The organism is Yoonia sp. (assembly GCF_017854415.1).
GTDB lineage: Bacteria > Pseudomonadota > Alphaproteobacteria > Rhodobacterales > Rhodobacteraceae > Yoonia.
The window spans coordinates 1-14,188 of sequence record NZ_JAFMHR010000085.1 but is presented as its reverse complement, the minus strand read 5'-3'; the positions used below and the strand labels follow the sequence as shown (position 1 = coordinate 14,188).

Annotated in this window: 13 protein-coding genes; 4 read left to right on the top strand and 9 right to left on the bottom strand. The window is 55.2% G+C overall.

Translation table 11 applies throughout. The features are described 5' to 3' along the window. The 3 genes from QZ197_RS10565 to QZ197_RS10555 all read right to left on the bottom strand — a co-directional run. Positions 1-739: ABC transporter substrate-binding protein (locus QZ197_RS10565; RefSeq protein ID WP_296431891.1), on the bottom strand; the 739-nt coding region annotated here is incomplete at its 3' end. Beyond that, complete coding sequence (locus tag QZ197_RS10560; RefSeq protein WP_296431890.1) at positions 718-2,085, bottom strand: sensor histidine kinase; 1,368 nt, start codon at positions 2,083-2,085, stop codon at positions 718-720. The genes QZ197_RS10560 and QZ197_RS10565, both read right to left, overlap by 22 nt. Next, entirely contained in the window at positions 2,078-2,743 is a 666-nt protein-coding gene (locus QZ197_RS10555; RefSeq protein WP_296431889.1) for a response regulator transcription factor, read from the bottom strand. Before QZ197_RS10555 ends, QZ197_RS10560 begins: the two co-directional genes overlap by 8 nt. A 106-nt stretch (positions 2,744-2,849) precedes the next feature. Between QZ197_RS10555 and QZ197_RS10550 the strand changes: the two genes are divergently transcribed. The 3 genes from QZ197_RS10550 (at position 2,850) to QZ197_RS10540 (ending at position 5,914) form a co-directional block, all read left to right on the top strand. Beyond that, positions 2,850-3,836 carry a tripartite tricarboxylate transporter substrate-binding protein gene (locus QZ197_RS10550; RefSeq protein WP_296431887.1) on the top strand — a complete coding sequence of 329 codons (987 nt, stop codon included), beginning with the start codon at positions 2,850-2,852 and terminating at the stop codon, positions 3,834-3,836. Positions 3,837-3,904: 68 nt separating this feature from the next. After that, positions 3,905-4,393: a tripartite tricarboxylate transporter TctB family protein gene (locus QZ197_RS10545; protein WP_296431892.1), complete on the top strand. Its 489-nt coding sequence runs from the start codon at positions 3,905-3,907 to the stop codon at positions 4,391-4,393. A gap of 3 nt (positions 4,394-4,396) precedes the next feature. Continuing rightward, complete coding sequence (locus tag QZ197_RS10540; RefSeq protein ID WP_296431885.1) at positions 4,397-5,914, top strand: tripartite tricarboxylate transporter permease; 1,518 nt, start codon at positions 4,397-4,399, stop codon at positions 5,912-5,914. Between the two features lie 11 nt (positions 5,915-5,925). Here the strand turns inward: QZ197_RS10540 and QZ197_RS10535 are convergent, their stop codons facing one another. From QZ197_RS10535 to QZ197_RS10510, 6 genes are all read right to left on the bottom strand, one after another. Further along, entirely contained in the window at positions 5,926-6,774 is an 849-nt protein-coding gene (locus QZ197_RS10535) for a metal ABC transporter permease (protein ID WP_296431884.1), read from the bottom strand. Next, positions 6,771-7,625 (bottom strand): metal ABC transporter permease, encoded by an 855-nt coding sequence (locus QZ197_RS10530; protein ID WP_296431882.1) that lies wholly within the window; start codon positions 7,623-7,625, stop codon positions 6,771-6,773. Before QZ197_RS10530 ends, QZ197_RS10535 begins: the two co-directional genes overlap by 4 nt. Next, positions 7,625-8,497 carry a manganese/iron ABC transporter ATP-binding protein gene (locus QZ197_RS10525; RefSeq protein ID WP_296431881.1) on the bottom strand — a complete coding sequence of 291 codons (873 nt, stop codon included), beginning with the start codon at positions 8,495-8,497 and terminating at the stop codon, positions 7,625-7,627. Before QZ197_RS10525 ends, QZ197_RS10530 begins: the two co-directional genes overlap by 1 nt. After that, a complete protein-coding gene (locus QZ197_RS10520; RefSeq protein ID WP_296431880.1) occupies positions 8,494-9,378 on the bottom strand; it encodes a metal ABC transporter substrate-binding protein in 885 nt (294 codons plus the stop codon). The genes QZ197_RS10525 and QZ197_RS10520 overlap by 4 nt, the downstream gene beginning before the upstream one ends. Positions 9,379-9,542: 164 nt before the next feature. Next, positions 9,543-12,707, bottom strand: coding sequence for an efflux RND transporter permease subunit (locus QZ197_RS10515; protein ID WP_296431879.1), 3,165 nt, complete (start codon positions 12,705-12,707; stop codon positions 9,543-9,545). Next, on the bottom strand, positions 12,707-13,807 hold the full coding sequence (locus QZ197_RS10510) for an efflux RND transporter periplasmic adaptor subunit (RefSeq protein WP_296431878.1): 1,101 nt from the start codon (positions 13,805-13,807) through the stop codon (positions 12,707-12,709). The genes QZ197_RS10515 and QZ197_RS10510 overlap by 1 nt, the downstream gene beginning before the upstream one ends. 200 nt (positions 13,808-14,007) lie before the next feature. Here QZ197_RS10510 and QZ197_RS10505 point away from each other — a divergent pair. Continuing rightward, the coding region (locus tag QZ197_RS10505; RefSeq protein ID WP_296431877.1) for a DUF1330 domain-containing protein at positions 14,008-14,188 on the top strand (181 nt) is incomplete at its 3' end.

Below are 14,188 nucleotides of genomic sequence, written 5' to 3'. Positions count from 1 at the left end.
GCAAAATCACCTCAAGATCGCCAAGCGCTTCGCTGCGGGCGGACGCGTAGCTACCCAAAACGTTGTATGCAACAGCAAGCGTTCCATCCGCCAGATCATCAATCATATCACCAGAACAGCAGTAAAGCTGGGCATCAAGACTGCCCATAACTTCGGTCAGCCGCCAAAAGCTTTCCGAGGCGCGTGCGTCCTGGGTGGCAAATAGATACCCCAACCCTGATTGACGAACGTCATAAGTGCCCACCCTGCCCCGAAACTGATCGGGGCTGGCGCGTAGGGCTTGGATCAGCTCTTGGCGTGTACGCGGCACCGGTTGTCTAGCAAAAGCCGCTTTGTTGATGACAATTGTTGCAGGTTCGGTCGTGAAACCAAAAAGGCTTTGCCGCCATTGCGCCCAGGCAGGGTGCGCGATGTTGTCGATCCGCAAAGCAAACCCGTCATTTGCCAACTTCAATTGCAAGTCCATCGCACTTGATATCACCACATCGTACCCATCAGGGTCCGTGCGAAAAATTGCATCAAGATCGGCGGTACCGGTGACGAAATAGTTGATGGAAACGTTTGGACGACCGCGCAGAAAGCTTTCGATGATCGGCGCAAAAAACGACGTGTCCGTGCTGGAAATCAGTGTGAGGTTTTCTGCCGCACCTTCTGCACCAAACAGCTGCTGGTCCTCCCAGTCTTGGGCGACCAGACTGCACGGCCAAAGGGTCAAAATCAGAACGATAAAGTAGCGCATGCACCCCCCTGCCGTCTGTTTGTCAGTGTCAACTTGCCGCCATGGGCGTGTGCGACGTCCTCGACAATTGTTAGGCCCAATCCCGACCCGACGATGCCTGCGACATTGGCGCCGCGCTTGAAACGTTTGGCAAGATCACCAATTTCGTCCGGTGCAAAGCCTTGGCCTTGATCACAAATTTCCACATTCGGGCTGGGGCTATGTGATACAGAAATACTGATCGTGCTTTCGGCTGGCGCGTATTTTAGCGCATTATCAATCAGATTGCGCACGGCGTTTTGCATGAGGATCGGATCGCCGACCATTATAACGTCAGGTTCTTGGGCCATCTCGAACGCGATGTCTTTCATTTCGGCGATAGGCGTGAGCTGCATTAGTAATTCTTGGACCAGATCACCCAGATTAATGTCCTGCTGTTCCATATTGTCGGCACGAAAGGCAATCATTGCGTGATCCAGCAGTTGTCCAGCCGCCCGCGAACTTTCGTCAATTGCCCGCACCATGGCCCGCAAAGCTTGGCGGTTTTCAGGTTTCTCGACCCGTTGCAGCGTTGTTTCAGCATGAGAACGCACCGTCGCCAAAGGCGTGCGGACGCGGTGTGCGGCTTCAGTCATAAAATTCTCGGATTGCAAAAGCGACTGGTTTAATCGCCCCATCAGACTGTTAAGCGAGGATACAAGCGGCGCAAGTTCTGCCGGTATTGGTCGCGCAACAGGGCGCAAGTCCTTTGGACCACGTCGTGCAATCGCAGTTGTCAGGGTTTGCAATTGATCAAAGGTGGTCGCGGTTGCCCAAAAGGCAATCAATGCCGCCAAAGCAAAAAAGCCGATACCGAACAGCGCGACGTTCTGCGAAATCTGGTTGAGCGTACCGGACAGTGCATCTTGGGTTTGTCCGACAGAAACGGCAATCTGGATACGGACATTTGCCCCGATCAATGTGCGCGTGGCGCTGGCCATGCGGATCGGGACGCCATCAAAAACGACAGTCTCAAATGTGCGATTTTCGCCGCTCTGCCATTGTGGGCGGGGCAAGTTTTCGTACCCTGAAATGACCGCATCATCTTGATAAATAGCATAAAAAACGCGGTCATCACGCTCTGTCCCGAGCATGGAAAGCGACGCATAAGGAAAATCGACCTCAACTGCGCCGTCGCGAACAACTGCCGCGTCCAGGATCGAACTAACCGACGCCCCGATGATCTGATCCTGCCCTTGTTGTGCGATTTGGGCGGCATAGCTGCGGACAATGATGAACAACAAGATCGCCAGAATTGCAGCCCCGCCAACCAGCGTCACGGCCAACCGGTTGCGCAATGACCCCGAGACCCGAACGACATCAGTCATGGTCAAGCCGGTACCCCAAACCGCGGTGTGTCGTGATCGTTACGCCCGTGTTTTCAAGATGTTTGCGCAGGCGTCCGATATAAACTTCGACCGCGTTCTCGGAGACGTCTTCTTCGTAAGAAAACAACCGATCTATCAGCTTGGTCTTAGGAAATATCTGACCCGGCGCACTGATCAAAAGCTCGAGCAGGCGCAGTTCACGGTTACGCAGATTTATGACGTTGTCACCCACAGTCAAATGGCCCGCGACAGGGTCAAAGGCCACATCGCCGTAGCGGGTAATTGTGCGCGCCGTCCCTGCTTTGCGGCGCAAAACGGCGCGGCAGCGGGCCTGTAATTCAGCGTGATCAAAGGGCTTGGTGATGTAATCATCCGCCCCCAGATCCAACAACGTGATTCTGTCCGACACTTGCGAGCGGGCCGTCAAAACTATGACAGGTGTGTCGTTTTCACCTGCGCGGTGCGCCTTGAGAAAGCTGCGCCCATCACCATCAGGCAGCATAATATCAAGCAAGATCAGATCGTATTCGCCAGTCCTAGAAAACGCATCCGCGTCGCTAAGATTTGCTGCATGATCAATGACATGCCCGTCGAGCTGCATGCGCGAACATATCGCATTTGCCAATTCAATGTTATCTTCCACAAGAAGAAACTTCATCGCTGCAAATGCCTTTCTTTGGTCGTGACAGGTCCGTGTCAGGTTGTTGTGGTCAGCTTCCTCAACTGACCGGTGAACTGGTCGGTTGTCAAATGGGAGGACTACTATGAAATCGTTTAACATGACCCGCCGGGTCGTGATGGCCGCTGCTGCGGCTGCATTGACACTCGGCACACCCGCTGTTGCAGGCGGCCATCAGATCGTTGACAGCATCCACTTTCTGATCCCCGGCGGCGCCGGTGGCGGTTGGGACGGCACAGCGCGTGGCACAGGCGAAGCCTTGACAGCTGCAGGCCTTGTTGGTTCAGCCAGCTATGAAAACATGTCAGGCGGCGGCGGCGGTAAAGCCATCGGTTACCTGATCGAGAACGCAGAAAGCCAGCACGGCACATTGATGGTCAACTCGACCCCGATCGTGATCCGCTCGCTAACAGGTGTGTTCCCGCAAAACTTCCGCGACCTGACACTGGTTGCAGGCACCATCGGTGACTATGCAGCAATGGTTGTTGGCAAAGACAGCCCGGTGAATTCTATGGCTGATCTTGTTGCGGCATATCAAGCTGACCCGCGTGGCACAGCCATCGGTGGCGGTTCTGTTCCGGGTGGTCTTGACCACTTGGTCGCAGCCATCGTGATGAAAGCAGCAGGCGAAAACCCAGCAGACGTCAAATACATCCCGTACGATGCAGGCGGCGAAGCCATGGCAGCATTGCTGTCCGGCGAAATCGCAGCGCTGAGCACTGGTTTCTCTGAGGCAATCGCACTTGCAGACGCTGGCGAAGTCAAGATCATCGGCATCACCGCACCAGAGCGTGTATCAAGCTATGCTGATGCGCCAACAATGATCGAGCAAGGCATCGATGCTGAATTCGTCAACTGGCGCGGCTTCTTTGGCGCACCTGACCTGCCAGCGGACAAATTGGCCGCATATCAGGCCGCGTTTGCCAAGATGTACGAAACCGAAGAGTGGGAAACTGTTCGCGCTCAAAACGGTTGGGTGAACATCTATAACAATGGTGACGACTTCAGAAGCTTCCTCGAGAACCAAGAGCAAGTGATTGGCGATCTGATGCGTGAATTGGGCTTCCTGTAAGTTAGGAAACCTTCGTGGGCGGCGGGCCTTTGCCTGCCGCACATTACTCTAGTCGGGGGGACACGACGATGGCGCTAGATCGCTGGATTGCATTGATTATTCTGATCATGTGCACGGGCTATGCCTACACCGCATTTTTTACCATGGACGATATGCTGGCGCCATTTATGCGCCGCGATCCGATATGGCCATCGACCTTCCCCAAAGTTCTATCTGTCATGGGCATTGTCGCCGCATTGCTGATTATCTTCGGCTTTGAAAAAGGCGACGGCCAGATCAAAGCGGGCGAGATTAATTACCGCCGTTTGCAGGACTACAAAGTCGGTCAAGCCGTCATCTTGTTGGGCCTCATGGTGGCATATGCATTGCTTTTGCGTCCGCTAGGCTTTCTTGGGTCTACGGTCGGGTTCTTGGTCATTGGATCGGTTTTGCTGGGCGAACGTCGTCTGCACATCTTGATCCCTGTCGCACTGATTGCTGCCTTTAGCATTTGGTATCTGGTTCAAGAGGTGCTGGGGATATTCCTGCGCCCATGGCCATTCTTCTTAGGGGTTTGATCGATGCTTGAAGGACTGATGATCGGCCTCGCAACGGCCTTTTCTTTCACAAACATTTTGATGGTGATCGGTGGCTGTTTGATCGGCACGTTCATCGGCATGCTGCCCGGACTGGGGCCAATGTCGATTATCGCCATCATGATCCCCGTCGCCATTTCCATCGGCGATCCATCCGCCGCCCTCATCCTGCTTGCAGGCGTCTACTACGGCGCGATCTTTGGCGGCTCGACCTCATCCATTCTGATCAATGCACCCGGTGTGGCATCGACCGTCGCCTCCAGCTTTGACGGCTATCCGTTGGCCCGCCAAGGCAAAGCAGGTAAGGCACTGACGGTTGCTGCGATTTCCTCATTTGCGGGTGGCACAATCGGCGCAATCTTGTTGATGATTTTTGCGCCTGCCCTGTCTTCTGTGGCTCTACTGTTCGGCTCGCCAGAGTACTTTGCGCTGATGGTGGTTGGCCTGTCAGCCATTGCCGCCTTTGCAGGGACGGGCCAAGTAGCCAAAGCGCTGTTGATGACATTTGCCGGTCTTATGCTGGCAACCATCGGCGAAGGCGTGCTGTTCAACATGCCGCGCTTTACGTTTGGCATCATGGACCTGCAGTCTGGTCTTGGCTTTATCACACTGGCTATGGCGATGTTTGCGCTGCCAGAGGCGCTCTACCTTGTGCTTGACCCGTCGCGGTCCAAAACCGAAGACGGCAACAACGAGATCAAAGACCTGCGGATCACCCGCGCAGAGGCCCGCCAGATTGCCCCCGTAATCGGACGGCAATCGATCCAAGGGTTTCTGATCGGCGTCCTACCAGGTGCTGGCGCCACGATTGCGTCCTTCCTCGGGTACGCAGTTGAACGCAACATCGCGACAAAAGAAGAGCAAGAACAGTTCGGCAAAGGCAGCCTGAAAGGTCTTGCCGCCCCCGAAAGCGCCAATAACGCCGCCTGCACTGGATCGTTTGTGCCGTTGCTGACACTTGGCATCCCCGGCTCTGGTACTACCGCGATTTTGCTGGGTGCGTTGATCGCGTTGAACGTCCAGCCAGGCCCGCGCCTGATGATCGACGAGCCAGAGATTTTCTGGGCGGTCATTATCTCGATGTATCTGGGCAATTTGGTTCTGCTTATCCTGAACCTGCCGCTGATCCCTTATATCGCCAAAGTGCTACTGGTCCCCCGCACCTTCCTGATCCCGTTCATTTTGTTCTTTACGATGATGGGTGCCTATATCGGGCAGAACAACGCGACCGAATTGCTGTTGCTCGTGGGCCTTGGTGTTGCTGCGACCATCTTGCGCTTTGCGGATTATCCGCTGGCACCATTGCTAATCGGGTTCATTCTTGGGCCAATGCTGGAAAACAACTTTTCGCGTTCCATGAACCTTTATGACGGGATTGGATTTGTGGTTGAACGCCCAATGACCTTGGGGTTGCTGATCCTTGCGGCCTTCCTGATCGTGCTGCCCAGCTACCGCGCGCGTCGTGCGCGTATTCGGGCAATGGGCGTGGCTGACGGCGATTAATTGCAGACTGGCTAGCCGTTCATCGCGGCTGCGTCAGGTCCTGCCTGACGCATCTTGCGATTGGCGCGAATGAAAGCGGCGATAAAGATCGCGGTTAGCACCAGAATGACCGTAGGCGCAGGTGCGCTGTCGATGAAAAAGCTGATGTAAACGCCCAAGAAACCCGACACCATGGTCACCCCAACTGCCACAGGCAGCATGATCGCGAAACGTTTTGTCACCAGAAACGCAATCGCACCCGGCGCGATCAAAAGCCCAATGGCAAGGATGATTCCGACCGCAGCCAACGTCGCCACAATTGTCAACGAAATCAGTGACAACAGGCCATAATGCAGCCAACCGACGCGCAATCCGACGGCCTGTGCTTGGACCGGATCAAAGGCGTGAAGCATGAAATCCTGCCGCTTGGCGATAATGATCGTGGCCACCAAAGCGGCAATCCCGCCAGCGGTCCAGAGATCCTGCGCGCTGACGCCAAGCATGTTGCCAAACAGAATATGATCAAGATGCATCTCGGTCGAGATTTTGGTGTAGAGAACCAAACCGAACCCGAACATTCCAGAAAAGACGATCCCCATAATCGTGTCTTGTTTTACGCGGCTATTATTGGCCAGAAATCCAGTGCTCAACGCGCAAAACATGCCCGCCACGAACGCTCCGATGATAAGCGGGATATTCAACAGATATGCCAGCACAATCCCCGGTAAAACAGCATGGCTGATCGCGTCGCCCATAAGCGACCAACCTTTGAGCACCAAGAAGCACGACAGCAAACTCGTTGGCACAGCAATGATCGCCATCATCAAAAAGGCATTGTTCATGAAGGCGAATTGAAACGGAAATAACAGGCTGTCCATCATGCGTCCCTCAATGCATGTGCTGCACGTTTACGGGCCGCGACATAGCCATGTTTGGGCGCAAAGAAAAACGCCAGCAGGAAGATTGTAGTCTGCAAACTCACGATGATCCCGCCAGTTGCACCGTCCGCAAAAAAGCTAAGATACGCACCGACGAAGCTTGTTGTCGCGCCAATTGATACGCTCAAAACCAAAAGCCGCGGAAAGCGATCCGTCAGCAAATACGCAGTTGCCCCTGGCGTGACCACCATTGCAATCACCAGGAACGCCCCAACAGTTTGCAAGGCCGCGACGCAGGATGCAGACAAAAGTGTAAAGAAAACAACGCGCAAGATGTCAGGGCGCAACCCGATAGAACGTGCATGGCTTTCATCGAAAAAAGTGACCATCAGGTCTTTCCACTTGGCCAACAACACCGCCAAGGTCACGAATCCGATAATGGCCAGCTGCAGCGTATCGCTTGGCGTGATGGCAAGGATATTGCCCATTGTGATTGTTTGCACGCTCACGGATGTGGGTGATAGCGACACCATGAAAAGGCCCAGCCCAAAGAACGACGTAAAGATCAAACCGATGATCGTGTCCTCTTTCAGACCTGAGCGTTGGTTCAAAAACAGCATCGCCCCCGCCGCCAATCCGCCAGCGGCAAAAGCACCCAAAGCAAACGGCAACCCCAGCATGTAGGCCCCAGCCACACCCGGCACGATGGAGTGGCTGAGTGCATCGCCGATTAGCGACCAGCCTTTCAGCATCAAATAAGCCGACAAAAAAGCGCACACGCCGCCGACCAACGCGCTGACCCACATCGCGTTGAACATGTAGCTATAGCTGAATGGCTCTAGCAGCACTTGCATCAGCTTGGCTCTTTCTCGCTCTTGGGTGTCTTTTTCTTGCGGTCTTCGCCGTAAACCACAAACGGACGTTCATCATCCGTGATGACGCGGATCTGGCGGCTATCGTCGTCGTCGTGCAGGTCAGACCCACCCAAGACGAAGTGACGCAAGACACCGCCAAACGCCAATTCCAGATTTTCGCGTGTAAACGTATCTTCGGTTAACCCGTAGGCCAGTACGGTTTGCTTGACGAGGATCGTCCGGTCGCAAAATTCCGGCACCGAACCAAGGTTATGGGTGGACACCAAGATCACACGCCCCTCGTCACGCAAGTCACGCAGAAGGGCAACAATCGCGTCTTCTGTCTTTACGTCGACACCCGTAAAGGGCTCGTCCAGCAAGATCACTTGCCCTTCTTGCGCCAATGCACGGGCCAAAAAGACGCGCTTGCGCTGCCCACCTGACAGTTCGCCAATCTGACGGTCGCGAAATTCGGACATGTTCACACGGGCCAACGCATCTGTCACAGCCGCATGATCGACGGCCTTGGGTCTGCGAAAGAACCCCATATGACCATAGCGGCCCATCATCACCACATCTTCGACCAGCACGGGGAAGGTCCAATCGACCTCTTCGGATTGCGGCACATAGGCCACGATATTTTTCGACAAGGCCTCTGCCACTGGCATGCCAAGGATCGAAATCTCGCCGCGTGCGGCGGGTACAAAGCCCATGATTGCCTTGAAAAGTGTGGACTTCCCGGCACCATTGACCCCAACGAGGGCCGTGATCGTCCCTTTGGGGATTTCAAAGCTCGCGTTATGTAATGCGGTATGTCCGTTGCGGTAGGTAACCGTTACATTGTGCGAGATGATGCCGGGAATTGGGGTCATTCAGTCAAGCCTGCAGCGATGGCTTCAGATGTGACACGCAACAGATCAAGGTAGGTCGGCACGGGGCCATCCGCCTCTGTCAGGCTGTCGACGAAAAGCATGCCTTTGTATTCTGCGTCCGTCTCGCGTGCGACCTGTTCAGCGGGCGCTTGGCTTACCGTACTTTCACAAAAGACTGCCGGAATATCGTTTTCACGGATGGTATCAATGACGCGTCGCACCTGCTGTGGCGTGCCTTGCGCGTCTGCATTGATCGGCCAAAGATAAAGCTCCTGCATCCCGAAATCACGCGCCAGATAGCTGAACGCGCCTTCGCAGGTGACCAACCAGCGCTGGTCTTCGGGGACCGCTTGGATAGCTGCGCGCAATGGCGCGATTGTCGCGGTGATCTGGTCTTTGTAGGCGGCGGCATTTGCGCGGTAGATGTCAGCATTGTCAGGGTCATGTTCGACAAAGGCATCGCGAATGTTGTCGACATAGATCAGCGCGTTCTCAAGGCCCATCCACGCATGCGGGTTTGGTTTGCCGTCGTATTCGCCGGATGAAATGCTCATCGGGACAATGCCGTCCGAGAGCGTCGCACTTGGCACATCGGAAAGGTTTCCAAAAAACTGTTCAAACCACAGTTCCAAATTCAAGCCATTCCACAAGATCAAATCAGCATCTTGCGCGCGGATGATATCACGCGGTGTTGGCTGATAGCCGTGAATTTCGGCCCCTGCTTTGGTGATGCTTTCCACGATCGCCGCGTCACCCGCCACGTTCTGGGCCATGTCGGCGATCACAGTAAACGTTGTCACGGTCTTAAAGCGGTCATCCGCAAAGGCTGTGGTGGACAAAAGCATCGCGCAGACAGCGCCGACAAACGTGTTTTTCATCATTAATCCAGTGTCCTTTCGGGTATCGGGAGTCAATATAGAATCTGCTTATGCGAATTATTCGCATGTGTAAATGTAAATGAGAACCATTCGCACATAGGGCTTGAAGTTATTTTGAGGAGTGAAATCGCCCGGACTGATGTGTGCATCAGCCCGAGCGGGATAGATTACTCGGCTGGTGCGGCCATTGGCATTGTCTCTGTCCGCGGCTCCGGCGTGCGAATGCACAGCCGCAACAGAGGCGGCACCGTCAGTAGCGTCAGGAATGCTGACATCGACAAGCCGCCAACAACAACCGCACCCAAACCACGGTATAGCTCTGAGCCTTCACCGGGAAAGATTACCAATGGCAGCATGCCCATCACACTGGTCAGTGTAGACATGAAAATCGGGCGAATCCGATTGCGCGTCGCCTCTTCGATGGCAGCAATGGGTTCCATGCCTTCTTCGCGCAGATGGTACAGCGTCTGGTGCACGATCAAGATCGCATTGTTCACCACGATGCCGACCAAGATCACGAAGCCAAGTAGCGTCAGCATATCCATTGGCTGCACCTGGAACAGGTTCAGCACGGCCAAACCGCCCACACCACCCGCCGCCGCAATGGGCACCGCAATCAAGATCACCAGCGGTAACACAAAGCTTTCAAACAAGATCGCCATGACAAGGAACACGATGATCAATGCCACGATCAGGTTGATCTGGATCGCCGACCACGTCTGGCTTAGCTGGTCAGCCGTCCCCGACACGCTGAGCCGGATGTCGCCCGGTATGCCTTGTTCTTGCAGCACCGCGACAACTTGCGTTTCAAGCAGTTCAACCGCTTGTTCTAACGGCAAGTTGTCTGCTGGTCGCACCTCGAGCGTCACAGTACGCAGTCGTTCGCGGTGGCGGATTTCAGTCGGCCCTGCGGTAAGAACAACGTCGGCCAATGCAGACACAGGCACGATCTGCCCACCCGGCGTGACAACCGGATAATTACCGACATCTTGTGTGCGCGCCGTCCCGTTCAGATTTGGATCGCCCTTTAGCACCAAATCAATACGCTCTGACCCGACAGTAATTTCAGCAACGCGTAGACCGTCATTAAACGCATCCACAGTTGCAGCCAAACCAGAGCTATCAAGCCCCGCATCAGCCAACCGCAGCCGATCGGGGATCAACCGGATTTCAGGAGCGCCCAATTCCAGACCCGGAATAGGGCGGAATTGGTGACCTTCGCTACGCGGCAGAAGTCCGGCCAAAATTCCGGCCGCACGGCCAGCGACACCAAGGATATCGTCAAGATCTTGCCCCGAGACGTTCAATTCAATCGCGCGCCCGCCACCCACACCGCGCCCGAACAGCGACGGCTGGGTCATAAACCCGAAAGTGCCTGGTTCTGCAAAGATCGGACGGCTTAGCACGGGGATCAGGTCGCCCGCGCGTTGGCTATCGACAGCCCCTGCCCCCACAAACGAGTTTCCGGGTGTTGCCACGAAAAAGAAACTATCGATTGTCGGCGTCCCATCTTCGGTCTGCAACGCAGGTGCGGCTTCCCATAATGGTTGGGCCACTGCCTCGATACGTTGTGCGATGGTTTCTGTTGTCTCCAGGTTATAACCGGGGGGAGGAATAATCAGGCCAAAGACCAGATTGCGGTTGCCCTCTGGCAGGTATTCCAGCTTGGGCAGGAACGTCCAACTTGCGACAGCAGCACCGCCCGCGATCGTGGCAACCATAACGATACCGATCGTCCGGTAGCGTACAGTCATCCGCACATATGCCATGACCATCGCGCGGAAACCGGACGCGAGATGATCCAAGCCCCAAATCCGCATCGGCTTTTTGTCGTCTTTGCGCAACAAACGGCTCGCAAGTGCGGGGATCACAGTGACCGCCACAACCAAAGATAACAGGACCGAAACCGAAATAGCGACCGCGATGTCGCGGAACAACTGACCTGCTTCCAGTTGCACAATCAAGATCGGCACAAAGACCAGAACCGTCGTTAATGCAGATACAAGGATCGCACCCCAAACCTGCTTTGCACCCAGATATGCCGCCTCGCGTCGCGAATAACCCCGTTCGCGCAGCCGGTATATGTTTTCCAAAACGACAATCGCTGCGTCCACGATCATGCCGACCGCAAAGGCAATGCCCGCAAGCGAGATTACGTTCAGCGTCCGCCCGGTTGCAGCCATGACCACAAAGGTTGCCACGATGGACACCGGAATAGACAGAGATACAATCACGACCGCACGCGGTGAACGCAGAAATAGCATCAAGATCAGCGCGGCAAGTGCGCCACCGATATAGATGTTCTGCGTGACCAGACTGATCGCACCTTCGATATAGATCGTTTCGTCATAGACTTGTTCCATCACAAGGCCTTGAGCAGCCACCGGACCGACCTGCAGCTCGTCCAGAACGGTTCGGAATTCCTCCATAACTGTGATGACGTTCGCGCCCGCCTCGCGGACCACGTTAAAGGCAAGTCCGGGCTGCCCCTTAAAACGTAGCCGTGCGGTTGGTTCTTTGTAGGCAAATGCAACATCGGCGACATCGCTGACCCGCACACGTCCCGTGCCACCATTGGATGCGTCGGAACGCAGAACCACGTTGCCGATGGCTTCGGCTGTGTTCAGGTTGCTTTCGGTGCGCACAATATAGCGGCGCTTGCCTTCGTCTACGTCACCCGCCGAGATCGAGATATTTTCGGCACGAAGCCGCTGAACCACTTCTGGCACGGTCAGACCAAACCGCGACAATCGCTGCGGATCAACGACAACTTGAAGTTCTTGACCGACACCACCGAAGACGTTCACCGCGGCGACCCCGGCGATGCGTTCAACGCGGTCCTTTACGATATCTTCAAGGAAATCACCGTAAGTTGGAATGAACGCCGTGTTCCCTTCGGCGGCAGTGATCAAAACCCAAGCAATCGGACTGTCATCAGCGCCGGATGTATTTAGTGTCGGCTCGTTCGCTTCGGCAGGATAGCCGCCCACGCGGTCAAGGCGGTTTGAAACCAACAACAATGACTGGGTCATGTCGGTGCCAATCGCAAACTCAAGCGTAACTTCGCCCTGCCCGCTGCGCGAACGGGACGTCATAATCTCTAGGCCGTCCAGACCGCGCAAGGTTTCTTCCTGCGGATTCACGATTTCGCGTTCAACTTCTGAAGGGGCTGCACCCGGCCAGCTAGTTGAAATCACCACGATGGGCTTGCGCACGTCAGGGGCCAATTGGATCGGGATTTGGGTTAGCGCCAAAACACCGAAAAGAACGGCCATCAAGACCGCCGCAATCACCGCAACGGGGCGTTCAATCGAATAGCGAATGAAGTCCATTAGTTGGTCTCCAGAATGGTGGGGGCAATGTCCTGACCAGGCCGCAAGCGTTCATTGCCGCGCACAACGACCAGATCACCGGGCGCGAGGCCATCAAGTACTTCGTAGCGATCGCCAAGCGGCACGCCCAAAGTCACAGTGCGTGGCTGCGCCTGATCGTCTGCGGCAACAAACACGGTCCATCCGCCGCGCGCCTGAACCAACGCATCCTTGGGCACAGACAGCACGTCACGCGCCGCGCCGACGGGGATTTCCACGTTCAACGACTGACCCACCGCTGCACCCCCCATTGTAGTCAGATCAGGCGCTGCAAAAAGAACAGCACGGGTGCGGGTTGATGGATCTTCGACCGGTAAGATCGCGCGCAATTCCAATGTCATCAACGTGCCGGTTTCAGTGCTGGCCTGTACCATCTGACCGGGTTCAAGGAATGCCGTGTAGCGCGATGGGACGTTTGCCTGCACTTCAAACGCATCGGTATCCAACAGCCTTACAACGGGTGTACCTGCTTGGATAAATGCGCCGGGGATAGTGTATACCTCAAGCACAACACCAGAGAATGGTGCGCGAATTTCGCTGCGTTCTAGCTGGTATTGGGTTTCAGTTGCGCGGGCCTCTGCACTTTTGGCACGTGCTTGTGCTTCTGCAAACAGTGCCTCGGCCTCAAGGAAATCGGCACGCGTGTCATCAAAACGGCCTTGGCTAAACGCAGTGCCGCCGCGCAATGCCTCGATCCGTTCCAGTGCAATTCTGGCTCGATCAACGCGCGCGCGCGCAGTATCTATGCCTGCTTCGGCTTCGGCCAATTGCGCTTGAGATTGGGCGACCTGAATGGTCAGTAAGTCAGCGTTAAGTTCAACCAAAAGATCGCCGGCTGCGACCCGTGTACCCGCCAAAACGGCCACGACATCTACGTTGCCTGCCACACGTCCTGCAATGTTGCCATTGCGTGCAGTGATCACTTCGGCAAACACGGGAACTGTTTCGGCCAAAGCACGCATATCAACCGATTGTACGCCTACTGCGGCTGCGCGCGGTTGCGCCTGCACTGTGGTAGTGAAAGCGGTGATCGCGATCACAATGAGGGTCAGCAAACGCATTTTAAGGGCTCCATTCGATTTTGGGGTCGTGCGTACCGGTTAGCGCGCAATTGCTTCTACCGATTGGTTGTAATTTATCTATTCGATATCTGTACGCCATTGGAGACGCTTTGGACCAATAAAATGCAGGTAAAACTTGCGGTTGGCCCATATCCAAGACAATTTGACTGCAATCCAAAGCTGCCAAAGGAACGCATTCCATGCCCAAAGGTTACATCATCGGCCATATCACGGTTACGAACGCAGAGGCCTATCAGGAATATATTGTCCGCGACACGCCTCTGATCGCGGCTTTCGGTGGCAAGCCAATTGTACGCGGTGGCGTGTCCCAAGAGGTCGAAGGCGAGCCGTTCAGCCGTCATGTCATTTTTGAATTCCCGG

Bases quoted from the DNA above. Each gene is read 5' to 3' on its own strand.
- QZ197_RS10540 (WP_296431885.1), top strand. From the start codon at position 4,397: ATGCTTGAAGGACTGATGATCGGCCTCGCAACGGCCTTTTCTTTCACA.
- QZ197_RS10535 (WP_296431884.1), bottom strand. From the start codon at position 6,774: ATGATGGACAGCCTGTTATTTCCGTTTCAATTCGCCTTCATGAACAAT.
- QZ197_RS10530 (WP_296431882.1), bottom strand. From the start codon at position 7,625: ATGCAAGTGCTGCTAGAGCCATTCAGCTATAGCTACATGTTCAACGCG.
- QZ197_RS10525 (WP_296431881.1), bottom strand. From the start codon at position 8,497: ATGACCCCAATTCCCGGCATCATCTCGCACAATGTAACGGTTACCTAC.
- QZ197_RS10550 (WP_296431887.1), top strand. From the start codon at position 2,850: ATGAAATCGTTTAACATGACCCGCCGGGTCGTGATGGCCGCTGCTGCG.
- QZ197_RS10520 (WP_296431880.1), bottom strand. From the start codon at position 9,378: ATGATGAAAAACACGTTTGTCGGCGCTGTCTGCGCGATGCTTTTGTCC.
- QZ197_RS10545 (WP_296431892.1), top strand. From the start codon at position 3,905: ATGGCGCTAGATCGCTGGATTGCATTGATTATTCTGATCATGTGCACG.
- QZ197_RS10555 (WP_296431889.1), bottom strand. From the start codon at position 2,743: ATGAAGTTTCTTCTTGTGGAAGATAACATTGAATTGGCAAATGCGATA.
- QZ197_RS10515 (WP_296431879.1), bottom strand. From the start codon at position 12,707: ATGGACTTCATTCGCTATTCGATTGAACGCCCCGTTGCGGTGATTGCG.
- QZ197_RS10560 (WP_296431890.1), bottom strand. From the start codon at position 2,085: ATGACTGATGTCGTTCGGGTCTCGGGGTCATTGCGCAACCGGTTGGCC.
- QZ197_RS10510 (WP_296431878.1), bottom strand. From the start codon at position 13,807: ATGCGTTTGCTGACCCTCATTGTGATCGCGATCACCGCTTTCACTACC.